We start from the raw sequence: 22,935 nt of genomic DNA on the forward strand, positions 1-22,935 counted from the left end.
GCTAAGGTTATGTGCCGTGAGGCGCGTAACAAATCTGGGTGGTACCACGGAAGCTCTAACCCCTTTCGTCCCGTTTAACACGTCAAGTGCGTGTTAGGGATGACAGGGGTTTTTTATTTGCTTAAAGAAGATTGATAATTCACAGGAGACTGACTTTTTGAGAGGAGGATCACAAATGAATGTTCAAACTGAGCCAAAACGGTCAAAAGAAGAATTGATGGAAAAGCTGAAGCAGCCGGATCTGATTACAGGATCTGAGATCTTGCTGAGAAGCTTGCTGCTGGAGGGTGTGGACTGCGTCTTTGGGTATCCGGGCGGAGCTGTTTTATACATCTATGATGCGATGCATGGTTTTTCGGATTTTAACCATCTGCTGACAAGACATGAGCAAGGAGCCATTCACGCTGCTGACGGATATGCACGCTCCACTGGCAATGTTGGCGTATGTATCGCAACATCCGGACCGGGGGCCACAAACCTCGTCACAGGAATTGCTACAGCCTATATGGATTCCGTTCCTTTGGTTGTCATTACAGGAAACGTAGCAACATCCTTTATCGGTACGGACGCTTTCCAAGAGGCTGACATTACCGGCATCACGATGCCGATTACGAAACACAGCTATCTGGTTCGAGACGTAGAGGATCTGCCGCGCATTATTCATGAGGCATTCCATATTGCGAACTCCGGTCGTAAAGGTCCGGTTCTCATTGATATACCTAAGGATGTCTCCGCTAAGAAGACGGTGTTCAAGCCGGTCACGGATGTAAGCATTCGCGGTTATAATCCAACCGTTCAACCGAACAAGCTCCAAGTCGACAAGCTGATCAAAGCGATCGAGGAGGCAGAGCGTCCCGTCATTATTGCTGGAGGCGGTGTCGTTTACGCCGATGCCGGCAAGGAATTGATTGAGTTTGTGAACAAAACGCGGATTCCGGTTGCGACAACATTGCTCGGACTAAGCGGCTTCCCAAGCGCCCATGAGCTTTGGATGGGAATGCCGGGGATGCACGGAACGTACTCGGCGAACACCGCGATTCAAAATGCGGATCTGCTGATCTCGATCGGTTCTCGGTTTGATGATCGCGTGACAATGAATCTTGACGGTTTTGCACCGAAAGTGAAGAAGATTGCGCACATCGACGTCGATCCTGCTGAAATCGGCAAGAACGTCAAAACGGATATCCCTTGTGTGGGCGATGTGAAAGCCGTTCTGGAGTACGCGAATACCAAAGCGAAGCCTGCGAAGAGCGAAGCTTGGATTGCGGAAATTCAGGACAACAAAGTGAAATTCCCGTTGAAGTATAACGATTCTGACAATGAACTGAAACCGCAATTCGTTATAGAAATGATCAGTGAGACTACCAAAGGCGAAGCGATTGTAACGACAGACGTTGGACAGCATCAAATGTGGGCCGCTCAATTCTACCGTTTCAAAAATCCTCGTTCTATGGTGACCTCCGGCGGTCTGGGCACGATGGGCTTCGGATTCCCGTCCGCGATCGGTGCGCAAATGGGTAATCCGGATAAACTCGTCGTATCCATCAATGGCGACGGCGGCGTTCAAATGTGTGCGCAAGAGCTTGCGATCTGTGCGATTCACAATATTCCGGTGAAGGTTGTTATCATCAACAACCAGGTGCTCGGCATGGTTCGCCAGTGGCAGGAAATCATCTACGACAACCGCTATAGCCACATCGACCTGGCTGGCAGCCCGGACTTCGTGAAGCTGGCAGAAGCGTACGGCGTGAAAGGCTTGCGAGCGAGAACGAAGGAAGAAGCAAGAAGAGTATGGCAGGAAGCGCTTGATACGCCAGGACCGGTCGTGATCGATTTCGTCGTACCGAAAGGCGAGAACGTGTTCCCAATGGTTAAAGCGGGCGACACAATCAGCGACATGTTAATGGGGGATTCGGAATGATGATAACGAAACATACAATATCCGTACTCGTAAACAATCAGCCTGGTGTCCTGCAGCGCGTATCCGGTTTGTTCGGACGCAGAGGCTTTAATATCGAAAGCATCACGGTTGGAGAGTCCGAAGAACTCGGACTTTCCCGGATGGTCATTGTAACTACCGGTGACGACAATACCTTGGAGCAAATCTCCAAACAGTTGTATAAGTTGATCGACGTGATTAAAGTCGTTGACTTGAGTTCGAATCCAATGGTTGCCAGAGAGCTTGCACTCATTAAAGTCAATGCGGAGCCAGCTGCGCGTCCGGAGATCCTCGGCATCGTGGAAACATTCCGTGCTGCTGTTGTTGATATCGGGCCTCATTCATTAATCGTGCAAGTTGTAGGAGATTCAGATAAAATAGATGCTATGGTAGAATTACTTCGTCCATACGGCATTCGCGAGCTTTCCCGCACAGGAGCTACGGCGATGATTCGCGGTTCTGTACGATAAGCGAGCTTTTTTTAAAGGCAAGGAAAAAGCAGGCAAGCCTCCTTGAGTGGGGCTTTCAGCAGTGTACTCTTTAGCGCTTGAAAAGGGTAAACCGTTGAAACACCCACTCAAGGGGTAGATTATACGGATTCATCATATCAAAGGAGGATTTATTCGAAATGGCAGTTACTACTTATTATGAAAAAGATGCAGACTTAGCAGTATTGAAAGGTAAAACAATCGCAGTTGTTGGTTATGGTTCCCAAGGACACGCACAAGCGCAAAACTTGCGTGATAGCGGATTGAATGTCATTATCGGTCTTCGTGAAGGCCGTTCCTGGAACACAGCTAAAAACGACGGTTTCGAAGTTGTAACTGTTGAAGAAGCGGCAAGACGCGCTGATGTGATTCAAATCTTGATGCCGGATGAAACGCAAGCTCGCGTATATCGTGAGTCCATTGCACCTAACATGAAAAAAGGCGCAGCGTTGATGTTCTCCCACGGTTTCAACATTCATTTCGGACAAATCGTAGCTCCAGAAGGTACAGACGTATTCCTGGTAGCTCCTAAATCCCCAGGTCACATGGTTCGCCGTACGTATGTGGAAGGCTTCGGCGTTCCTGGTCTGATCGCAATCGAGAAAGACGCTACCGGCAACGCAAAAGCAATCGGACTTGCTTATGCAAAAGGTATCGGTTGTACACGCGCAGGGGTTATTGAAACTTCCTTCCGTGAAGAAACAGAAACGGATCTGTTCGGTGAGCAAGCCGTACTTTGCGGCGGTGCTACAGCACTGGTTAAAGCAGGTTTCGAAACATTGGTTGAAGCTGGTTATGCTCCAGAAATGGCATACTTCGAGTGCTTGCACGAGCTGAAACTGATCGTTGATATGATGTACGAAGGCGGCATGGCTTCCATGCGCAGCTCCATCTCCAACACAGCTGAGTACGGCGACTACGTAACTGGACCTCGCGTGATCACAGCTGAAACGAAAAAAGCAATGAAAGAAGTTCTTAACGATATCCAACAAGGTAAATTCGCTCGCGACTTCATCTTGGAAAATCAATCCAACAATGCGTTCATGAACGCAACTCGCCGCAACGAAGCTGAGCATCCAATCGAAGTCGTTGGCGCTCAACTGCGTGAAATGATGCACTGGATCAAAAAGTAATCATAGATTTGTAAAATAACAGGGAGTGATCGGGTCATGGTTGACCCGACCACTCCCTGTGAATACTATAAAGACGAGTAAAGCTTTATACGATGACTTTTAAAGCTTTCGAAGGAAAACCTAGTGGAGGGCTCAGTATTTGTCGGAGAAGCGTAAGCGCTCACCTTTGAATTTGCATGGTTACAAACAAGTCTAATCAAGGCATGCAAATTCAACAGTGATCGGAGGCGGATGCTGAAGACCGGAACGGTAGTGGTTTCTGGTTTTTCATCGTAGCTTTAACGGAATCAAACAAGCTCTTAGGAGGTGACATGGTGCGTAAAATTTACATCTTTGATACGACGCTGAGAGACGGAGAACAATCGCCGGGTGTGAACCTGAACGTCCAGGAGAAGGTGGAGATCGCGCTCCAACTCGAGAAGCTGGGCATCGATCGGATGGAAGCCGGCTTCCCGGCGGCATCGCCAGGCGACTTGGCCGGGGTTAACGCCGTTGCCAGAGCGGTCAAGAATGCTTCGGTAATCGGTCTTTCCCGCTCAAGAGAAAACGATATTGAAGCGGTTAGGGAAGCTTTGCAAGGCGCGCAAGATCCTTGCATCCATTTGTTCCTGGCGACGTCCCCGATTCATCGTCAGCATAAGCTGCGCATGGAGAAACATCAAGTGCTGGAAACGGCTGAGGCGGCGATCAAATACGCCAAAAAGTATTTCAGCAAAATTGAGTTCTCCCTGGAGGACGCGGGACGCACCGAACTGGATTTCATCGCGGAAGTGACCGCGATGGCCATTCACGCCGGAGCAACGGTCGTTAATATACCGGACACTGTCGGGTATATGACGCCGTACGACTACGGCAATATTTTCAAAATGCTGAAGGACACCGTCCCCGACATTGAGAAAATTCAGCTCAGCGCGCACTGCCATGACGACCTCGGCATGGCGACAGCGAACGCGCTGGCAGCGGTGCTCAATGGTGCCGATCAAATCGAAGGCACCATCAACGGCATTGGCGAGCGGGCGGGCAACACCTCGCTCGAGGAAGTCGCGCTGGCGCTGGAGACGCGCCAGGAGTTTTTCCAAGCGAAGACATCGCTTGTGCTGAGCGAGATCTACCGCACCAGCCGTTTGGTCAGCAAGCTGACCGGCATGGTGGTGCCTGGCAATAAGGCGATCGTCGGCGCAAACGCGTTCGCCCATGAGTCCGGCATCCATCAGGATGGGATGCTCAAGGAGAAAACGACCTACGAGATCATCTCCCCTGAGACAATCGGGGTCAAGGAGAGCAAGCTCGTGATGGGCAAACACTCCGGACGTCATGCGTTCCGGGAGAAGCTGATCGACCTGGGCTACGAGCTCAGCGACGAGGCCGTCAATGCCGCATTCGCCAAGTTCAAAGACTTGGCGGACCGCAAGAAGCAGGTCGAAGATGAAGACATCCGCGCGCTGATCGAAGAGAAGCTGATCGAGACGCCGGAAGTATTCGCGCTTGGTGCGCTTCAAGTGGCATACGGTAACCAGATGACACCTACTGCTACCGTGCATGTGCGCCTTCAGGATGGCGGTGAAATCGCAGAAAGCGCAGTAGGCAATGGCTCCGTCGATGCCATTTACAATGCGATCGATAAAGCGACAAAGGAAGACGTCGAGCTGGATGACTACTCCATTAAGTCGGTTTCCCACGGGAAAGACGCACTAGGCGAAGTGCATGTTGTGCTGAAACAGAACGATGTCTCTGTACAGGGGCGCGGTATTTCTACGGACATCTTAGAAGCAAGCGCCAAAGCGTATTTGGACGCTGTGAATAGACTCATTGACAAACGAAAAACACCTACAAGCAATCGAAGCAACGTTACATTGATCTAGTTGAACAGCCAGTCAGCCAGTCGTGTTCGGACTTATGCAGTTTCCATGTAAAAAGGTGAACGCCGATGGGATGGTCATATTAACGAGAAGTTTTCCTTGAATGGGCAGTTCAACTTGCAGTTCCGTCTTCGATTGCTTGGTTTTAACCAACAAGATAAGCACCTCAACCTCGTTAAGAGAGGAGGGGTGCTTTCTACAAATGCGAAAGGATGCGTCCGTTATGAAGTATCGGTTTTCCAAATCACTGGAAGGTTTTTCCTCCTCGGCAGTCAGAGAAATTTTGAAGCTAACGCAAGGCAGCTCTATCATTTCTTTTGCCGGCGGACTGCCCGCTGAAGAATTTTTCCCATTGGATGCTGTGAGCGAAGCTTTCAAACGCGTGATTGAAGGCGGCAAATCAGCGCTGCAATACGGATTGACCGAAGGCTATAAGCCGCTGCGCGAATCGTTATGCCGACGTATGGCAACGAAGAATATGCATGTAACGCCGGAAGAAATGCTGCTGACTACAGGTTCTCAGCAAGCGATTGATCTGCTGACTCGCGTTTATATCGATGAAGGCGATATCATCCTTGTCGAGAGACCGACTTATCTTGCCGCGCTCCAGGTTTTTCAAGCCAAAGGCGCTAAAATTTACTCGGTCGAAAGCGACAACGACGGAATGATCCTTGAGGATCTGCAAGCTAAAATCAAGCAGCACAACCCGAAACTGGTCTACGTCATTCCAACGTTCTCCAATCCGGCAGGACGTGTATGGAGCTTGGAAAGACGCCAAGGCTTGCTGAACATTTGCCGATCGGCTGAAGTGCTTATCTTGGAAGATGATCCTTATGGCGAGATTCAATTTATTGAGGGTGAAACCTATCCTTCTATCTTCTCGCTTGCTGGCCGCGCAGCTGGGAATGGTGTCGTTTACACGAGTACCTTCTCCAAAACGGTCGCTCCCGCTTTCCGCACCGGCTGGGTAATTGCCGACCAAGAGATCATTCGCCAAATGGCGCGATTCAAGCAATCGGCAGATCTTCATTCCAGTACAATTGATCAACAAACGTTGTATCACTTGCTCGAGCATTTTGACCTCGATGCACATATCTCATTAATCCGCGAGCATTATCGCGATCGAATGAAGTTTATGACAGGCCTGCTCTCCGAACTGAACTGGCCGGGTTTGAAATGGGAAGAACCGAAGGGCGGTATGTTCATCTGGGTGGAGCTTCCCGAGCAAATCAAAGCGGAAGACCTGCTCAAAATCGCGGTGCAGGAAGGTGTTGCCTTCGTTCCTGGCTCCACATTTTACGCAGAAAATCCGCAGTACAACACCATGCGACTGAACTATACGCATACTGATCGCGAGACTACGATTCTCGGTATGAAGAAGTTGGCTAAAGCCATGGAATCTTATTTACAAAATGCTTAAGAAAAGCCCAAAACACTACCTGCAGGGATGTGTTTTGGGCTTTTAAGTTTTAAATCTGAGGGTTGACATGGTAAAATTTACAATTTAAAGTAAAAGGAGGATGGGAGAAAGGGGTGTTGCTCGATGTTAAGGCAAATATCCGATTATTTGTTCATGGGATCGTTAATTCTGCTCGTGATTTCCTTTTTTCTAAATGGTGCGGGGCTGCAAGGCTTTACCGGGACTTCAGGAGACCCCATGTCGGGAACCGTTACTGATTTGAACATGGAACATAATCAAAAGAAGTTGATGCAAAGACAGGATTCGCTTCTGGGCCGAATCATACGCTCCTATTTCTTTTGGATAGCGATCTTGGGGATTCTGGTTTCTGTTGTCCTGTCCAAACTATGAGAAATTCCCTTGAACCTCTTTTGTCTCCCGGTTCGACTGGGACTTAGATGTAAAGCCACTTGGACGATTGGTCCAGATGGCTTTTTTGCTTTTGTATAAGGAATCGTTGGTTTCCGAATAAAATAGCCTGAATGTGGAAAACTTTGACTGGATGATTAGCGATTGGGGTGCGGAGATGAGTTTGCTCAGGAGATGGCTAAGCGGAAAGAAACATGACTCCAACATAAAGTCTTCCGAATATGCTGGCCAACTGATTTCAGAGAGTCTCGCGATCAATTTGGATACTTTACGGGAACTCTTTAGTGATACGCCCGATCTGGTTGTCAGCCAAATTCGATTAAAAACAGGGAACTCTGCAGCCCTTGTTTATTTGGATGGACTCATAGATAAAGCGGCGATCACTGATAACGTCTTTCGTCCGCTCCTCTATGAAATAAGTTCCATTAACGATATATGGACTTCATCGATTACGATTGGAAAGACAGAAATTATATCCTTGTGGTTGGATATTGAGTTCGCGATTTTCCAAGGCAATAGCATTTTATTTATTGACGGGCAGAGACGTTCGCTTGCCTTATGCACGCAAGGCTGGCCTCAGAGGTCTATTCAAGAGCCGCAAATCGAATCGACATTGAAGGGGTCGCATCAAGGATTTGTGGAAACATTGGGGCAGAACATTGCGCTCATTCGCCGCTATCTTCCGAATCGTGAACTGAAAATTAAGGAATTCTCGATCGGGTCCCGAGCAACGACAAGGGTTGCCCTCATGTTTTTCGAAGATATTGTTCAACCTGATCTTGTGAAAGAGATGGAGGATCGTTTACTGCAGATTGAAGTGGATGCTGTGTTAAACACGGGGGAATTGGCGGAATTTCTTGAAGACCACCCCATCAGTCTATTTCCTCAAATTGTAATGACGGAGCGTCCTGATTCTGCAGCCTCACATCTTTTGCAAGGACGGATGGCTCTCGTTGTCGACCATTCGCCTAGTGTCATCATTGCTCCTGTAACCTTTTCAGCATTCTTTCAAAGCGTCGATGATTACAGCAATCGTTGGGTCGTCGCCACTTTTCTCCGCTTGCTGCGCTATTTGGCTTTAGTTACGACGATCTCTTTATCAGCCGTGTACATATCCATCGTCTCTTTTCACTATGAAGTGCTTCCTTTAGATATGTTGATATCGATTGGAGAATCAAGGGCGAGGGTTCCTTTCCCTCCGATCGTTGAGGCATTTCTCATGGAAATAGCTCTAGAGATGTTAAGGGAAGCCGGGTTGCGCCTTCCAGGTCCCGTTGGGCAAACCATCGGTGTCGTTGGCGGGATTGTTATCGGTCAGGCGGCGGTTCAAGCAGGAATTGTAAGTAATATTATGGTCATTATTGTTGCTATCACGGCCATTTCATCTTTTATTATTCCTGATTACGATATGACCTCGTCATTACGGCTAGTCCGCTTTCCGATGATGATTATGGCCTTTTTATTCGGTATGGTGGGTATTGTCATAGGGCTGATGATTTTAGCGGCTCATCTGATTACTATGGAATCATTTGGAATCTCCTATGGAAGCCCGATTGTTCCCATAAGGTGGGCAGACTGGAAAGACGTCATGGTGCGGGTTCCCATTTGGAAAATGAAAAATCGACCGGTATCAAACCAACCAACGCAGCTTAAAAGACAAGGGGCAAATAGAAAAGGTGAAGATCAACCTTGAATACATATTCATTTAATCAAATCTCGTTGAAACAATTCACTTTAATCATATTTGAAACTCAGCTGGGGATCGGCGTCCTGTCCCTTCCCCGGGATTTGGCGAAAACGGCAGGTACCGATGGATGGGTATCCATTTTAATTGGCTGGATATTGTCTGTGCTGCTAAGCTTAGTCATCATTCGAATTATGGGGAAAAACCCCGGTTGTACGATATTCGAGATTTTAACCAAATACTTTGGCAATTGGATAGGTAAATGCTTAGCGGCAGCATGGATTCTGTTCGCGGCATATTCAGCCAGTGTGGTCATGTATGCGACGATCCATATTATTAAGATATGGATTGTACCGGATATACGAAACTATATTTTGATGATTCTGTTTTGCATTCCCATCTATATGATAACCAAGCATGGAGTAAGGGTGATCGGACTTTTTGCCGAGTTTGTTTTTCTGTTCACGATATGGATGCCATTCTTGTTGTTATTTACGCTGCAGAATGCGGAGTGGGCTTACCTTTTTCCAATCGGTAAAACAGGCATACATCCAATTCTTTCTACTGTAAAATCAACTGTTTTTTCTTTCCTCGGATTTGAGTTGGCTTTCATTCTCTATCCGTTTCTAACAGACAAGAAATCAGCGTCCAAAGGAATCATCATTGCAAATTCTTTATCCATGATGACTTATGTAATGATTTCTGTAATCAGCTTTGTCAAATATTCTCCGGATGAGATCACCAATTACGTGTATCCCACGCTCAACCTGTTGAAAGTCATCCGTTTGCCCTTTTTAGAACGGTTTGAGATCATCTTTTTATCCTTTTATTTATTCATTATATTTATGACGATCATTCCTTACGTTTACACGGCTGCGCTTGGAACCACACAATTATTCGGCAAACAGGATCATCGCAATGTTTTACGTATACTCTTTTTCCTGTGGATCCTACTTTCATTCTTTTTTATTCCTTCTTCTTCTCAAATAACTGAAGTGAGCAGCTGGCAGGGCAATGTAGGTTTATATATTGCATATGTGTTACCCTTGGTCCTTTGGATTTACGGCTGGATTTTCCATTCCGTTAGAAAGGTACGGAACCAATGAAGATAAGGATGTTCATCGTTCTTGTAATGGCAACCTTATTGTTTGAAGCCGGGTGCGGCAAACAAGTCTATATAGAAAATCGGCGGTTTATTCTTACTGAGGGTCTAGATCTTGAGGAAGACAATAAAGTCGTCATCTACACGTTGAATCCGGTCTTCAGTACTGGTGCCAAGGATAAGCAAAAAATAACAGCCTCAACCATTGATACGATACGTGAATCAAGGATAAAACTTGATGCGAAATTAAACGGTTCGATTGCGCCTGGGAAGTTGCAAAATCTACTGATTAGCAAAAAACTCTTGCAGCAAAGGCAGCTGTTACCCTTCCTGGATGTTTTCTTTCGCGATCCTAAAAATGAAATTAATGCAAATGTGATTGTGGTGGATGGGGCTGTGAAAGATGTGATTCACATGAACCCTAGCGATAAAGGCAGATTGGGTGCCATTATTAAACAAATGGTAGATAGTACATTTAGGTCCAGAATTACAGTACAAACTAGCTTGCAGAAGTTCCATCAACAATTGAAGGACACAACGGTAACGCCGTACTTAACCGAAATGAAAGTCAAGAAAAATGATCTCGTCATTTCGGGAACGGCGCTTTTACAAAAAGATGGCACCTATGCTGCTTCTTTGAACAATCAGGAAAGCTCTTTGCTGCTCTTGTTGCAACGCAATACGAAAAATCGGATCCCGATCACGATACACCTGCCTCCTGAACAATTTCATACCAATGAGCGAATGTCAGTTGTAAGTTTCGACATTACCAAGGCAAAGGTGAATATCAGGCCCAAATCGGAAGCTGCTCATCTAACCATTGATATATCGATGAAAGTTCAGATCGAGCTAACGGAGCGGCTGTTTGCCATAGAAACGGAGAAACAGAGCAAACCGTTAGAACAAGCCATTGAACAAGAACTTAAAAAGGAATGCGAGGCTTTAATCAAGAAAGCTCAAAAGCATCAAATCGATCCTTTTCAAATTGGACTATATGTACGGGCATACGATTATAAAACCTGGAAGAGCGTACAAGATAATTGGGGCAAGGCGCTTTCCGAAGCGACTGTAAATATTTCGCCTAAAGTTGCCATCAAAGGAGCCGGGGTTTCTGAATAAAGCTAGCAGGGGAAGGTTGAAGATCAACCATGAACAAGTATGCGATGAATGAGATTTCCTTAAAGCAATTCATTTTTATCATATTTGAAACGCAAGTGGGTATCGGCGTTCTTTCTCTTCCCCGTGATTTAGCTAAAACAGCCGGCACTGATGGATGGATATCTATTTTATTAGGTTGGTTATTGTCCATTCTTCTCAGCTTGATCGTTATAAAAATCATGGAAAAAAATCCGGAGTATACCATATTCGATATTTTGACTAAATACTTTGGCAAATGGATCGGTAGAAGTTTATCTGTGCTATGGGTTCTGTACGCACTGTATTTAGCTGGCGTGGCTCTTTTTTCAACTGTTCATCTATTAAAGATATGGATTTTACCAGATACTCGGAGTTACATCCTGACGATCCTGTTTATTATTCCAAACTATATGATCATCAAGCATGGTATAAGGATTATTGGGATATTTTCAGAATTCGTTTTTATGATCTTGTTAGCGATACCTATTTTGTTGATATACGCGTTAAAGGATGTCCAGTGGCTGTACCTTCTTCCAATTGCTAAAGAGGGCTTGTTTCCCATTTTGTCCACGGTAAAATCTACAATCCTTACTTTCCTTGGATTTGAAATGGGTTTCATCTTATATCCGTTTCTTAAAGAAAAGAAATCTGCGTTCAAGGGAATTGTCATTGGAAATTCTTTATCTATGATCATATTTTTAATGGTTACTGTCGTAAGTTTTGTCAAATTTGCTCCTGAAGAGATCCTGGAATATACCTATCCCACTTTGAATTTAATGAAGGTCGTCCAATTTCCTTTTATGGAGCGATTGGAAATTATTTTTCTTCCTTTTTATTTATTCATGCCATTTATGACAACCATTCCTTACCTTTACATGACTGTGTTGGGAGTTAGTCAACTATTAGGGAAGCAGGATCATCGAGCTCCTTTAATCATGATCTTATCTCTATGGATTCTAATATCGATCTTCTTTATTCCTTCTTCTTTCCAAATCACCCAGCTGAATACATACGTAGCGAAGATAGGTATATATTTTGCTTATTTATTTCCCATTTTTCTTTGGATTTACGGGTGGTTTTTTCATTACCACAGGAAGGGACAGATACAATGAAGACATGGGCGTGCATACTAATCTTGGCAGTATTGATGTCTATTTCCGGGTGTGGTAAAAAAGCTTATATTGAGACGCAGCGGTTCGCCCTCCTGATAGGTGTGGATCTTGATGAGGAAAATAATCTGGTCGTCTATACGACGAATCCCGTTTTCAGCAAAGAAGCAAAGGTTAAATATAAAATTACATCAGCAACGGCAGACTCCCTGCGTGAATCAAGAAAAAAAATCGACATTAAGTTAAATGGGAATCTGGCGGTAGGAAAAATACAAAATGTTATTATAGGAAAAAAACTGCTGCAGCAAAGAAATGTGTTTCCTTATCTGGATTCAGCCATTCGCAATGCTCAGATTGAGGTTAATGCGGGTTTGATTATGGTGGATGGTTCTGTGAAAGAGATGATGTATACGAACATGAACGATAAAGGTCGTATCGGCGCCGTTGTCAAACAAATGTTAGATAGCACCTATAATTCAAGGATAACCGTACAAACGACTTTACAAGAATTCCATCAACAAATGATGGATAAAGGAACGACGCCTTATATAAGCGAAATGAAGGCTGAAAAGAACGATCTCGTCATTACGGGTACCGCTCTTTTGCATAAAGACGGCACTTATGCGGCCTCTTTGAACAATCAAGAAAGTTCTCTTTTGTTATTATTGCAGCAGGATACGAAAAATCGGATTCAGTTAACGTTTCATCTGCCCCAAGAAACGTTTGATACGGATAATCAAACGTCGTATGTTAGTTTTGACATCATTCATGCAAAGGTTAAACCCGTAATCAAATTTCAAGACAATCGGTTCCACATGGATGTCCGGATGAATATCCAAATAGACTTGACGGAGCGGCTGTTCACGGTTGACATGGAAAAGAATAAGGAAAAAATGGAACTAGCTATACAAAAACTCTTGAAAAAACAATGTGAAACTCTCATCCGGATGACTCAAAAGAAAGAAGTTGACCCTTTTCGTTTTGGCGTCCATGTCCGGGCGGACGATTATAAAAATTGGAAGAAGGTTGAGGACAACTGGGGAAAAGCGTTTTCTGAAGCAACCGTCACCGTTTCTCCTAAGGTTACGATCAAAAGCATCGGGGTATCGGAATAACTACTTATAGGTGAGGCCTATAGAAGTGATAGCTTTTATATCTTAGTGACGAGTCTTTAATATGATACAATAAGGTCAGTAAATCATTATATCCGATACCCCACAAAGTGACGCAAAGCTCTGAAGTATATTCCGATTACTTTGCGGGGGCCCCATAATAACATTAGGAGTGAATATAGACATGGCAGATGTGAAAAAAATTGCTGTAATCGCTGGAGACGGAATTGGTCCAGAAGTCGTTGCAGAAGCGGAAAAAGTATTGAAACGTACCGAGGAATTGTTCGGTTATCAATTTGAAACGGAGCATGCCTTATTCGGAGGTATTGCCATTGATGAGAAAGGAACTCCGCTGCCGGAAGAGACACTGAAAGTTTGCCAATCGTCTGACGCTGTTCTTCTTGGCGCAGTAGGCGGACCGAAGTGGGACAACAATCCGAAGGAGCTGCGTCCGGAGACAGGTCTCCTCGGTATTCGTAAAGCGCTGGGACTGTTCTCGAACATTCGTCCGGCTGTTATTTTCGACTGCTTGAAAGAGGCTTCCACATTGAAGCCTGAAGTTCTGGAAGGTACAGATTTGATCGTTGTTCGCGAGCTGACCGGCGGTATTTACTTCGGTGAAAAATTTCGCCGCGAAGGCGCTAACGGTCAAGAAGCGGTTGATACTTGCGTCTACAACGTGACAGAAGTTGAGCGTATCGCTCGCCAAGCGTTCGAAATCGCACAAACGCGCCGCAAGAAGCTGGCCTCCGTTGACAAAGCGAACGTTCTGGAAACATCCCGCCTCTGGCGTGAAACTGTAATCCGCGTATCTGCGGACTACCCGGATGTCGAGCTGGAGCACGTGCTCGTAGACAACTGCGCGATGCAGCTGCTGCGCCGTCCGTCCAGCTTCGACGTCATCGTCACCGAGAACATGTTCGGTGACATCCTGAGTGACGAAGCCGCAATGCTGACCGGTTCCATCGGCATGCTGTCCTCCGCTTCGCTGGGTGAAGGCAGCTTCGGCTTGTACGAGCCGGTGCACGGCTCAGCGCCTGACATCGCAGGTCAAGGCGTGGCGAACCCGATCGCAACGATTCTGTCGGTTGCGCTTATGTTCCGCCTTACATTCGGCTATCATGATGCGGCGGATTCCATCGAGCGCGCGGTGAAAGAAGTGCTGGATGCGGGCAACCGCACGGGCGATATCGCGGTCGATAAGAGCAAAGCTATCGGAACTATAGCGATGGGCGAACTGATCGTAAACGCAATGCGCAAATAATGAATAGAGCTTGCCGGTTGATGCAGCAATTGCATGCAGTCGGCGAGCTCTTTTTTTCACCTCTCAGCTCAGGCTTCGCGCATGATTTTATCGGCAAGGGAGGGGGCTATGCGGTTGATGAGGCTCAGCAGCTTCGTTTTGCCGATGAGCATTTCATACTGGTCGCGCTCGAAGCTCATGACGAATTCATCCACAAGTTGATCCGGTGTAATTTTGCCGCTCCCGCGGCCCTTGGTCATCTCCGTATCGACGAGCGGCGGAATGATTTCAAATACTTTGACCGGCGTAGAAGCCAGTTGATAGCGCAAACTTTTAGTGAACAAGTGAACAGCCGCCTTTGTCGCGCAGTAGACAGGAGCCGACTTTTTGGGAACAAGCCCAAGCCCTGAGGAGACATTCACGATAGCCGCTTGAGGTTGCTTTACGAAGTGTGGAAGAAGGCTGCTGCACAGTTGAATAGTTGAGGTGAGGTTGACTTGGATTTCCCGGTTGATCTTATTTTGAATATCCGGCTCTTTCAATAAATCATAATTCAGCTGAATGCCCGCATTGTTAATAATCATATTGAGATCAGGGTGCTCGAAGAGCAATTTCTCAGTAAAAGCGGGGATATCTTCACTTTTCTCCAAATTGCACGGAATGGCAATGAGTGACGGGCAAGCCTGGACGGCTTGAGTCAATTTATCTTTGCTGCTGCTAGCGATAATGACTTTATTGCCGCGTTCCGCGAGTCTTTTGGCGATAGCAAACCCGATTCCGGTCGAGCCGCCCGTAACAAGCACGCAATGACCTGTTAATTTCATTTTCATCTATATTCAGATCCTTTCACAGGGGGTTGAATATAGCGTACAGCTTTACGGCTTTGAACTCATTAACCTAGGTTAATGAAAATGGCCTTATTGCATTTTTAGACCGAATACGGCTTAATGCAACAGGGGTTATACCCAGATAGGACGCGATATAGTATTGTGGAATCCGCGCCTCCCATGTACCGAATTCTTGCTGAAAGCAAGCATAGCGCTCCTCTGCGGAAAGTGTAAGAAGCTGCATTTCCCTGCGTTCCTTCTTCAAGTACATGCCTTCGGTGATGAGCCTGGCCAGTCGCTCCCACACAGGATCTTCAAGTGTTAGAGCTAAGAAGTCTGGATAGTAAGCTTGGATCAGTTTGGCCGGCTGCAGCGCTTGGATCGAGAGGGACGAAGGACTTCCGGTTAAAAGCGAGCTGTATGAAGTAATGAAGTCATCAGCCCCACAAAATGCCTTGATTCGTTCCTTGCCATCATACGTGCTGTAATACATGCGAAAGCTGCCGGACAAACAAAAATATAAATGTTCCGTTCGTTCGCCGGCAAGTAAGAGATGCTCATTTTTGTCCATCGTGATTGGTGTGAATAAGGAATAAAACCGGTTTTTTTGATTCTCGGATAAAGGCAGAAGGCCGTCCAAGAAATGTCCGAGGGAGTCCCATTTGGTCATGTTCACCAAGCCTCCATTTATAATAATAATTATTAATTAATATCTGCTCTAATTATTGACTTTCGGGTAGGCGGATGATACCATTTTATACGAAGAAGATAGATTTGAGGAGGAGTCATACAAATGGCAGAGCGTTTAGTAGGTAAACAAGCTCCAGATTTCACGATGGAGACAGCTTTAGGCGACGGTTCAGGTTTTGGCAAAGCTTCTTTGTCCGATTACAAAGGAAAATGGTTAGTTTTGTTCTTCTACCCATTGGATTTCACATTCGTATGTCCGACAGAAATCACTGCATTGAGCTATGCTGCTGGTCAGTTTAAAGAGCTGGATACGGAGATTCTTGGTGTTTCCATCGACAGTATCCACACGCACAAAGCATGGATCAATACACCAATCAACGATAACGGTCTTGGCAAACTGGAATTCCCGCTTGCTGCAGACATTACAAAATCCGTAGCTCGTGACTACGGCGTTCTGATCGAAGAAGAAGGCATCGCGCTTCGCGGTCTGTTCATCATCGATCCGGAAGGCGAACTGAAATACCAAGTTGTGAACCACAACGACGTAGGCCGCAGTGTGGAAGAAACACTTCGCGTGCTTCAAGCGCTTCAATCCGGCGGATTGTGCCCAATGAACTGGAAACCAGGCGACAAAAACCTGGTTGTAAAATAAGATTTGATATCAAAGACGAAAGCTCCTCTTGCTGGCATGCGAATGCGGGCAGAGGAGCTTTTTCTCAGTTGGAGGAAAAAGGTCGTGTTGGCACCCGCACAATTAAAGTATACAAGAGATCATTACTGGATTCGGCTGGAAGGGAATCAGGCTATTATTGGCCTGACGGAGTACGGGATTGCCGAACTGGGGATGATTCTTTTTATCGAACTGCCGGAACGCAATGCGCTTGTGAAGCAGGGCGATTATATCGGCTCTGTAGAAACCGTTGACGACGATGAGCACGATCTGCACGCCCCGTTATCCGGAAAAGTAACGGCTGTAAATTTGCTGCTGGAGAGGGCAACGCTGCTGCTGCACGAATCGCCATATGATAAAGGCTGGCTTGTCGCTGTACAATGGGAAAGTGATACTGAGCTGGAACGGCTATGGAATGCTGAAGCTTATACAGAGGAATTTCTGCAGGATTAGGAAAAAAGAACGCAAGGCCGCTAATGTGGTCTTGCGTTCTTTTTCTCAACGGAGAGCGGGTTTCAGATCCTCGATTTGCGCCAGGTGCCTAAGCGAATGCAGGGCCATGAATGCTTCCCATTGATGAAGACCCAACACCCCGACGACAGGGTGAGGCAAGGAATACGTCGCTAATTTAGAATGCTCAACAGAAGTAAAGATATCGTTCATTTCAGACAAAGATTCCGCAAGGAACTGTTTGGCTTGATCCAGGTTTTGAAACAAACCTTTGGGATGCCCGAAAGGAGGGGCATTGTATTTGTTCGTTCGGTCGATCATCGATTCTAGATTTTGCTCTGCTGCCGGCTCTCCTGCCGATGCTTGAAACGCTTTGCGAAGCAGGCCTCCGACTGTTTGTTCCATGAGGTAAATGTGCTCAAGATTTTCTAATACGGACCAACGGTCTCCAATTTTGGTATGGAGCTGATCATCGGATAAGTCTTCGATGCCTTTCCATAATGCATGTCGAGCTTCCTGTAGAGATTTCATGGTATAAAAAGCTCCTTCCTTCGAAAGTTAGATCTTCCGTCATCATATTGAACATATGCTTGCAAGTAAAGCAGTTAAGGCAATCGCCATAAAGGCAGAAATCGATACACGACGAAAAGGAAGAAAACAGTATGGCTACGCTGAGGAATACCGTCGTTGGGCTGAAGCTGCTCGCGATGTACCCAGAGCCGAAAATCGCGAAGGGCAAGCTAAGCTTGATATGTCTCTGAAACTGGGACGTTGATTGATGCGTTAACGATGTTATTCAGCGTTGCAGATGTAAAAGCAAATGGAAACGAATGAATAGTGATGTTTTCCATTGTTACAGAGTAGAAAAAGGCAGTATGGTGAGCCAGATCGAAGCAATAGTGGTGTTTTTCATCGTTACAGACGTAAGAGAAAATGGAATGAAGCCCACAACGATGTTTTCCATCGTTACAGATATGAAGAGGGCAGATGCCAAATCAATTTCCTCCTAATTCGCAAACGTATGGATTTACACGCAAAGGGACCGTCAGGGAAGAGGGAAGACACGGACAGTTTTTCTATGTCGTCAGATACTTTGACTTATTAGCTAAAAACAGAGCCGCTCCCCTTTAATAAGAGGAGCGGCTCTTCAATAAATCACACCTTCGAAAGCTGTTTGAATTTGTTCAAATACTTTACGACCGTAAGCACATAAGTGGCATGCGACCATGTGAGTGGAGCGACGGATACGGGATCTCCCGTAAAAGGATCTAATTGCTCAGGCAGTACGCCGCTTTCCATCGCGTGCTTGACGACCCATTCCAGTGTTTGGCGCGGGGATTCGAGGTCGGCGAGCGTTTTGGCGTATTCAATTTCCCACTCGGCAATCCACAGTGTACAGATGATCCAGGGGTTACCCGGAACGTTCTCAATATCGGTAGAGCGCTGAAAGTAATAGTCGTGATGATAGCGGGCGGAGCCTCCGACATCGGTTTTGATCATGAGCCCGGCTTTATTGGCTCTCATCGTACGCACAACACGGTCGTCGTCAGCCGGTAAAACACCAAATTCAAAAATGCCGTAAACTGAGCTTTCCAGCGTATAATCTTTAATCCATTCGCCGTCTTCCATATACAACCCGCGGACGAAGCGGCCTTCATTTTCGTCCCATAGGTGCCTAAGGATGCCGGATTTGATTTTTTCGGCTGTATGCTTATACCGATTGGCTCGTTCCTCATCGCCGAATAAATTGCTAAAGTTGGAAGCCGCAATGAGACCGCCGTAAACGGCAGAAGCCGTAAAGGTGTAGATGCCGTAACGTTCTTCCCATAAATCGTAGCTTGGCTTTGGCAAGTTAAGCTCCTGATCGATGTAAGTGGACATGAACCTGGCCGCTCTGCGTATCAAGTTGCGGTAAAGGGACTGTGCGAATTCCAGGCTCCCATTCTTTTGAAAATCTTGCCAGAGCGCGAACAGCACGAGCGCGGTTTCGTCCTCTTGAATCGGGAGCTGAACGCGCCCGGAATGAATATAAGGATGCCAACTGGAGCCGACGGTGCCGTCCGGATTATATTTATGATGCAGGTACCCTTCGGGTGAAAGCACATTGGCACAAAAATTAAAGAAGGGAATGATCATGCCCTGATAACCGGCCATAGACATGGAGTAGGCGATTAGCGCGCCGTCTCTGGGCCACATGTAGCTGTAATGGTCGCGGTTGCTTTGCATAATATCCGAATCGTTAGCGGCGATAATCGCGCCGTTCACGTCCGTTTGTGTCCTTACGATCAGCAGGCTTTGTTTGAAAAGCCGCTGTACCTCTATCGGCAGATCCCCATAGTCCCGTTCGGATTTATTCGCCCATCGCTGCCAGTAGATCGTGACCCGATCAAGCAGCTTGCCGGGGTGGCTGTCTTTCACGTACGTATCCAGCTTTTTGACTTCCTCGAGCGTTTTCCCCGCCGTCATCCAGTAGTACAATGTCTGGCTAGCTTCAGGAGGAACGAAGAGACGGAAGGAGATGGTGCTGTCGACAGAACCTTGGGCAATGGCATTGCCCATCAGATGTCCGTCCTCGGCATCCCGCCAGGTCCCCTCGGCATTGTAGAACCTTTTGACCCCAGTAGAGTATTGATAAATTCCTTCAGTTCCCGTACTGCCGTTGAACATGAAGTATCTGTCTTTTTTATAATGAAAAACCGTATTCGTTGTCGGATAATAAGCGGCCGTATCGCCAACCTCAGTCTCGTTGATAAGCAGGTCTTGATTAAAGAACATGCGCACTTCGCGTACGGTGTTGTTGTGATTCGTAACTTGAATGCGTTTCAAGTAAATGTCCTCACGCTGATGCACGCCATCATTAATCAGGAGGGTGATGCCAAGACCTGGATGCGTAGCTGTCACTTCGGTGACAAGAGAGTCTTCGACATAGGCTAGTTTGAAATGCCATGCGGCGTCGTTGAGCCATGCGAAGGCACCATCCACCCAGATACCGACTCGGCACTGATAGCCGCCGATATGGTTGAGCTGGCCTACGAAAGGATAATACAAATCGCGCATGTAGGAATGCTGATCGAGGTTAATAAGAAATTTTCCGTTTCCGATGACCAGATGTCTAGGCAAAAAATCACTTCCCCACTCGTTTGTTTGTTCGCGATTCAGAACCCGTTCATTGGGCATCCATAGTGGATATCGCGTCTCTAGTATGGCATATGAAAGACAAGGTCAGCACAGGGCTTGCACTTAGGTTACCGAATTATGACAAAGGAATCAATGATTCTTTGAAAAAATTCTGAAAATTTAATCGGACTGTGCTCCCAGATTGATAGAGTTGCCTCTATCACCCCAGTATTTCCCCCTGCTAGAGGATTATACATGAACTAGCAGCAAGTCTATTAGTTAATTGATAGTAAACTTCCGCTGTGATTGTGCTGATCTCACGCCAGTCATAAGCAACATGAACCTTGGCGGCTGCCGTATCTGCCAGTTGCAGGGCTAGATCAGGTTGCGCCAAATAGGCGGCGATCTCCGAGGCGAGGGCGCTTACATCATTAGCCGGCACTCGTCTGCCATCGATTCCATGTTCGACAATTTCGGCAAAGCCCCCGACATCGGAAACGATCAAAGGAGTACGGTTAGCCATCGCTTCTAATGCAACAAGACCGAAAGGCTCGTAAAGACTAGGAAATACACAGAGTTCCGCAGCTTCAAGCAGTAACAGCTTGTCGTTGTCATCCAGAAAGCCGGTAAAACAGACGCGGTCTCCGAGATTTGCTGCCAACGCTTGAAGGGATTCTTGCGCAGGTCCTGTTCCGGCTATGACGAGCTTTGCACGGGGGAAGCGTTTGAGTACGAGCCGCATGGCGGAGATGAGCAGATGAACGCCCTTTTCCTGGACAAGACGGCCGAGGAAGCCAATGATGCGATCTTCGGCGCCTGCACCCTGGATTGCCGCTGAAAGAAGCGGGTTAACGGCCTGTAAGGGAGGCTCCGGCTTGCGATAAGGCTGTACGCCATTCGGAATGCGACTCACTTTGTCTGCCGGCAATGCAAAGAGTTGAATGACTTCTTCTATCATGAATTGACTGCAAGCGATAACATGATCGGCTTCGATCGTCAGCTTGGCTTCGAGTTGATGAATGTTCTGCCCCATATCCGTTTCCGGGTTCCCTTGGTTGCGGCCAAATTCAGTGGCATGAATGGTTGCAACGAGCGGGAGACCCAGCGTCTGTTTGCTCTCTTTCGCAGCGTAATAGACAAGCCAATCATGAGCATGGATGACATCAAAGGTTGCGAATTGCTGAATCAAGCGATGGATCTCATCCGAGAAGGCCATGTTCATTTGGAAAACCCAGTCCAGAAAGGCAGCTGGCTGAATGGATTGAAGTACCTTTACGCGATGCACATGCACGCCTTCAGACAGCTCGTAGACAGGACAATCCGGCGCATGACAGGTAATGACATGAACCATATGTCCGGCTGCGGCAAGTTGCTTGGACAACTCGCAAACAGCCCTGGCGAGACCGCCGATAACCCGCGGGGGATATTCCCAGGCCAGCATCAGGATACGTAATGGAATGCCATTAGTGGTCTGCGCGGAGGTATGCCCGATTGCAGTCATTGAAACAGGATATGAATATCGGTCGGCGCGTGTCACAGCATGCTGTGCGCTTTCATCGAAATTATTGTATAACCGGTAGCTCAGCTCAGGGAGGAACGGGGTCTGCCGCTCTAGGCGTTTAAGCAAGTCAGGGAACAGTTCCTCCTTTGAGATGTTCCGTATGCCCTCGATCTCGTCCAATAATAGGTGGAATTGCGCTAAATGTTTGTTGATTCGACCGGTTGCGTATTCGGTTACCGTGCCCGCATCGAGGATGAACGTCCAATCGCTGCTTTGTGCGAGCATCAGCTCGCGTGCGGCTTGATTCAAGGCTCTATGGATGAGTGAAGCTAAGATGGAATCGTCAGGATGCTTCCGAGCAAGCCGAAGCATCCGGTCCTCCGCAGCGTGCAGCTGCGGATGAACCCACTGGCTGCGCGGCTGCAGCCAGACTTCGGCATAGCCGCCGCGGCCCCAGCTGGACACAGGAAGCTCCGCTTCCGTGGTCGGCGCATGGGCGGCGGCGTAGGCGCCTAACGTAGTCGTCGACACGACTACGTCCGAAGCACAGCTGCGCGCGGCATCGAGTCCGCGCAGCACGGCTTCCAGCCACTGGGGGCCTTCGTACCACCAGTGGCCGAACAGCTCGGCATCGTAGGGGCATACGATGACCGGCGGTTCCGCCGGCCGTGGCGCCATGCCCGCGGCCGTATCTTGCGCCTCGCCCTCGCGAGCGAGGCGGCGCAGCTGCGCCACCCGGGCGGCGATGAAATGCTCAGCATGCTGCTGAGCTTTGTGCGCCGCGCGCGCCGGATGGTAGGGCGCTTTGGCGTCACCCGCCGCAGGGCCGGTGACGCGGTGGTACTTCAAGCCCGTATGTATCCGCTGCCCGTCGGGCAGTACATAGGGCTTGATGTAGTCCCACTCGGCCGGATCCTCATGGCCGAGGTCGAAGCCGATATCGCGATAGTATTCGCGATAGTCGGCATCGCTCGGGTACCCCGATGCGGCGCTCCATACCTGGGCGCCGGCTTCGGGGTCCCGAGCGAAGGCGCAGGCGCCGCCCC

General features: G+C 47.5%; 19 protein-coding genes. 14 read left to right on the plus strand and 5 right to left on the minus strand.

Annotated elements, in window-relative coordinates:
• The first annotated feature begins 175 nt into the window (after positions 1–175).
• From ilvB to leuB, 12 genes are all read left to right on the plus strand, one after another.
• Positions 176–1,921, plus strand: a complete 1,746-nt coding sequence (gene ilvB, locus ACFQZT_RS27880) for a biosynthetic-type acetolactate synthase large subunit (RefSeq protein WP_379305383.1) — start codon at positions 176–178, stop codon at positions 1,919–1,921.
• Entirely contained in the window at positions 1,921–2,409 is a 489-nt protein-coding gene (ilvN, locus tag ACFQZT_RS27885; protein WP_379305487.1) for an acetolactate synthase small subunit, read from the plus strand. The genes ilvB and ilvN overlap by 1 nt, the downstream gene beginning before the upstream one ends.
• Positions 2,410–2,567: 158 nt before the next feature.
• Complete coding sequence (ilvC, locus tag ACFQZT_RS27890) at positions 2,568–3,560, plus strand: ketol-acid reductoisomerase (protein ID WP_379305385.1); 993 nt, start codon at positions 2,568–2,570, stop codon at positions 3,558–3,560.
• A gap of 314 nt (positions 3,561–3,874) precedes the next feature.
• Positions 3,875–5,422 (plus strand): 2-isopropylmalate synthase, encoded by a 1,548-nt coding sequence (locus ACFQZT_RS27895; RefSeq protein ID WP_379305489.1) that lies wholly within the window; start codon positions 3,875–3,877, stop codon positions 5,420–5,422.
• A gap of 220 nt (positions 5,423–5,642) precedes the next feature.
• Entirely contained in the window at positions 5,643–6,839 is a 1,197-nt protein-coding gene (locus ACFQZT_RS27900) for an aminotransferase-like domain-containing protein (RefSeq protein WP_379305387.1), read from the plus strand.
• A 123-nt stretch (positions 6,840–6,962) separates the two neighbouring features.
• Positions 6,963–7,229: a hypothetical protein gene (locus ACFQZT_RS27905; protein ID WP_379305389.1), complete on the plus strand. Its 267-nt coding sequence runs from the start codon at positions 6,963–6,965 to the stop codon at positions 7,227–7,229.
• 175 nt (positions 7,230–7,404) lie between these two features.
• On the plus strand, positions 7,405–8,940 hold the full coding sequence (locus tag ACFQZT_RS27910) for a spore germination protein (protein WP_379305491.1): 1,536 nt from the start codon (positions 7,405–7,407) through the stop codon (positions 8,938–8,940).
• Positions 8,937–10,037, plus strand: coding sequence for a GerAB/ArcD/ProY family transporter (locus ACFQZT_RS27915; protein ID WP_379305391.1), 1,101 nt, complete (start codon positions 8,937–8,939; stop codon positions 10,035–10,037). Before ACFQZT_RS27910 ends, ACFQZT_RS27915 begins: the two co-directional genes overlap by 4 nt.
• Positions 10,034–11,152, plus strand: a complete 1,119-nt coding sequence (locus ACFQZT_RS27920) for a Ger(x)C family spore germination protein (RefSeq protein WP_379305393.1) — start codon at positions 10,034–10,036, stop codon at positions 11,150–11,152. Before ACFQZT_RS27915 ends, ACFQZT_RS27920 begins: the two co-directional genes overlap by 4 nt.
• Before the next feature lie 29 nt (positions 11,153–11,181).
• Positions 11,182–12,282 (plus strand): GerAB/ArcD/ProY family transporter, encoded by a 1,101-nt coding sequence (locus ACFQZT_RS27925; protein ID WP_379305395.1) that lies wholly within the window; start codon positions 11,182–11,184, stop codon positions 12,280–12,282.
• Entirely contained in the window at positions 12,279–13,394 is a 1,116-nt protein-coding gene (locus tag ACFQZT_RS27930) for a Ger(x)C family spore germination protein (RefSeq protein ID WP_379305397.1), read from the plus strand. Before ACFQZT_RS27925 ends, ACFQZT_RS27930 begins: the two co-directional genes overlap by 4 nt.
• 181 nt (positions 13,395–13,575) lie before the next feature.
• A complete protein-coding gene (gene leuB / locus ACFQZT_RS27935) occupies positions 13,576–14,655 on the plus strand; it encodes a 3-isopropylmalate dehydrogenase (protein WP_379305399.1) in 1,080 nt (359 codons plus the stop codon).
• Between the two features lie 68 nt (positions 14,656–14,723).
• Here leuB and ACFQZT_RS27940 read toward each other — a convergent pair whose 3' ends face one another.
• Together ACFQZT_RS27940 and ACFQZT_RS27945 are read right to left on the minus strand one after the other, a co-directional pair.
• On the minus strand, positions 14,724–15,464 hold the full coding sequence (locus ACFQZT_RS27940; RefSeq protein ID WP_379305401.1) for an SDR family oxidoreductase: 741 nt from the start codon (positions 15,462–15,464) through the stop codon (positions 14,724–14,726).
• A gap of 67 nt (positions 15,465–15,531) precedes the next feature.
• Positions 15,532–16,131 (minus strand): Crp/Fnr family transcriptional regulator, encoded by a 600-nt coding sequence (locus ACFQZT_RS27945; protein WP_379305403.1) that lies wholly within the window; start codon positions 16,129–16,131, stop codon positions 15,532–15,534.
• A gap of 123 nt (positions 16,132–16,254) precedes the next feature.
• On the opposite strand from ACFQZT_RS27945, the gene ACFQZT_RS27950 reads away from it, so the two are divergent.
• Together ACFQZT_RS27950 and ACFQZT_RS27955 are read left to right on the plus strand one after the other, a co-directional pair.
• Positions 16,255–16,803 carry a peroxiredoxin gene (locus tag ACFQZT_RS27950; protein ID WP_379305405.1) on the plus strand — a complete coding sequence of 183 codons (549 nt, stop codon included), beginning with the start codon at positions 16,255–16,257 and terminating at the stop codon, positions 16,801–16,803.
• A gap of 84 nt (positions 16,804–16,887) precedes the next feature.
• Entirely contained in the window at positions 16,888–17,274 is a 387-nt protein-coding gene (locus tag ACFQZT_RS27955) for a glycine cleavage system protein H (RefSeq protein ID WP_379305407.1), read from the plus strand.
• A 45-nt stretch (positions 17,275–17,319) separates the two neighbouring features.
• Here ACFQZT_RS27955 and ACFQZT_RS27960 read toward each other — a convergent pair whose 3' ends face one another.
• The 3 genes from ACFQZT_RS27960 to ACFQZT_RS27970 form a co-directional block, all read right to left on the minus strand.
• Positions 17,320–17,802: a DinB family protein gene (locus ACFQZT_RS27960; RefSeq protein ID WP_379305409.1), complete on the minus strand. Its 483-nt coding sequence runs from the start codon at positions 17,800–17,802 to the stop codon at positions 17,320–17,322.
• Positions 17,803–18,426: 624 nt separating this feature from the next.
• On the minus strand, positions 18,427–20,391 hold the full coding sequence (locus ACFQZT_RS27965; RefSeq protein WP_379305411.1) for a glycoside hydrolase family 15 protein: 1,965 nt from the start codon (positions 20,389–20,391) through the stop codon (positions 18,427–18,429).
• Between the two features lie 238 nt (positions 20,392–20,629).
• Entirely contained in the window at positions 20,630–22,738 is a 2,109-nt protein-coding gene (locus ACFQZT_RS27970) for a 1,4-alpha-glucan branching protein domain-containing protein (RefSeq protein ID WP_379305493.1), read from the minus strand.
• Positions 22,739–22,935 lie beyond the last annotated feature (197 nt).

It is taken from the genome of Paenibacillus sp. GCM10027628 (assembly GCF_042676385.1).
Classification (GTDB): domain Bacteria; phylum Bacillota; class Bacilli; order Paenibacillales; family NBRC-103111; genus Paenibacillus_E.

Coding starts and splice junctions, on each gene's coding strand:
- ilvB (WP_379305383.1), top strand. CDS start 176: ATGAATGTTCAAACTGAGCCAAAACGGTCAAAAGAAGAATTGATGGAA.
- ilvN (WP_379305487.1), top strand. CDS start 1,921: ATGATAACGAAACATACAATATCCGTACTCGTAAACAATCAGCCTGGT.
- ilvC (WP_379305385.1), top strand. CDS start 2,568: ATGGCAGTTACTACTTATTATGAAAAAGATGCAGACTTAGCAGTATTG.
- ACFQZT_RS27900 (WP_379305387.1), top strand. CDS start 5,643: ATGAAGTATCGGTTTTCCAAATCACTGGAAGGTTTTTCCTCCTCGGCA.
- ACFQZT_RS27905 (WP_379305389.1), top strand. CDS start 6,963: ATGTTAAGGCAAATATCCGATTATTTGTTCATGGGATCGTTAATTCTG.
- ACFQZT_RS27910 (WP_379305491.1), top strand. CDS start 7,405: ATGAGTTTGCTCAGGAGATGGCTAAGCGGAAAGAAACATGACTCCAAC.
- ACFQZT_RS27920 (WP_379305393.1), top strand. CDS start 10,034: ATGAAGATAAGGATGTTCATCGTTCTTGTAATGGCAACCTTATTGTTT.
- ACFQZT_RS27925 (WP_379305395.1), top strand. CDS start 11,182: ATGAACAAGTATGCGATGAATGAGATTTCCTTAAAGCAATTCATTTTT.
- ACFQZT_RS27930 (WP_379305397.1), top strand. CDS start 12,279: ATGAAGACATGGGCGTGCATACTAATCTTGGCAGTATTGATGTCTATT.
- leuB (WP_379305399.1), top strand. CDS start 13,576: ATGGCAGATGTGAAAAAAATTGCTGTAATCGCTGGAGACGGAATTGGT.
- ACFQZT_RS27940 (WP_379305401.1), bottom strand. CDS start 15,464: ATGAAAATGAAATTAACAGGTCATTGCGTGCTTGTTACGGGCGGCTCG.
- ACFQZT_RS27945 (WP_379305403.1), bottom strand. CDS start 16,131: ATGACCAAATGGGACTCCCTCGGACATTTCTTGGACGGCCTTCTGCCT.
- ACFQZT_RS27950 (WP_379305405.1), top strand. CDS start 16,255: ATGGCAGAGCGTTTAGTAGGTAAACAAGCTCCAGATTTCACGATGGAG.
- ACFQZT_RS27960 (WP_379305409.1), bottom strand. CDS start 17,802: ATGAAATCTCTACAGGAAGCTCGACATGCATTATGGAAAGGCATCGAA.